At 76.3% G+C, this 1,136-nt stretch carries 1 protein-coding gene; it reads left to right on the forward strand.

Going from position 1 to position 1,136, the window contains the following annotated elements:
• A partial coding sequence (locus J0670_RS38470; RefSeq protein ID WP_243438111.1) for a condensation domain-containing protein occupies positions 1 to 1,136 on the forward strand: 1,136 nt, incomplete at both ends.

Consider the following 1,136-nt stretch of genomic DNA (forward strand, 5'->3'; position numbering starts at 1 on the left):
GACGATGTACCGCACCGGCGACCTGTGCCGTCGGCGGGCGGACGGCGACCTCGTCTTCCTCGGCCGGGTGGACCGCCAGGTGAAGGTCCGCGGCTACCGGGTCGACCTCGCCGAGGTCGAGCGGGCCATGGACGGCCACCCGGGCGTCGCCCGCTCGGCGGCACTGCTGCGGGAGACCGCGATCGGCGGCCAACTGCTCGGGGCCGTGCGGCTGTTGGAGGGCGCGAAGGTCGACGGCCTGGCCGCGTTCCTGCGCGACCGGCTGCCCGGCTACTCCGTGCCGCAGCCGATCCTGGTGCTGCCGGAGTTCCCCGTCGGCCCGAACGGCAAGCTGGACCGGCGGCGGCTGGGCGAGCTGGTGGCCGAACTGGTCGAGGCCCGCGCGGAGCCGACGGGGACGGCCGAGGGCGACCGGGCCGAGGACGACCGGGCCGAGGACGGTCCGGTCGGGGAGATCGCCCGGTTCTGGGCCGGCGCGCTCGGAGTGCCCGCCGTCGGGCCGCACGCCGATGTGCTGAGCCTCGGAGGGGACTCCATCCTCGCCATGCGCACCATCGCCTTCCTGCGCCGCTCGGGCCGGCGGGTCGCCTACGAGGACTTCTACCGGCACCCGACCGCGGCTGCCTTGGCCCGCGCCGCGGTGCCCGCCGCCCCTTCGCTCCCGGCCCCGCGCAGTGGCGGAGGGAACGGCCAACTCGCCCCGGCCCAGCGCTGGTTGTATCGGCAGAAGTCCCTCGACGACCCGCGGCACTGGAACCAGTCGGTCCTGCTGCGCTGCCGCACCGCCGTCGACCCGGTCGCCCTGACGGCCGCCGTCACCGCCGTCCTGGAACGCCACCCGGCGCTGCGCCGCCCGCTCTCCCCGGACGGCTACGGCGAACCCCGGGCGGTGGCCGAGCTCGACCCGGTGTCGTACTCCCGCATCCCGCGCGCGGCGGACGCGATCGCCGGGACGATCGCCGGGGTCTGCACCGAACTGCACCGCAGCCTGGACCCGTCGGCCGGCCGGCTGCTGCGCGCCCACCTGTTCTCCGGCCCGCCCGGCACCGACGACCGGCTCGCGCTGATCGCCCACCACCTGGTGGTCGACGGGCTGTCCTGGCGGATCCTGCTGGACGACCTGGCCCACGCCTACC

It is taken from the genome of Streptomyces sp. FH025, assembly GCF_017427025.1.
Taxonomy (GTDB): domain Bacteria; phylum Actinomycetota; class Actinomycetes; order Streptomycetales; family Streptomycetaceae; genus Kitasatospora.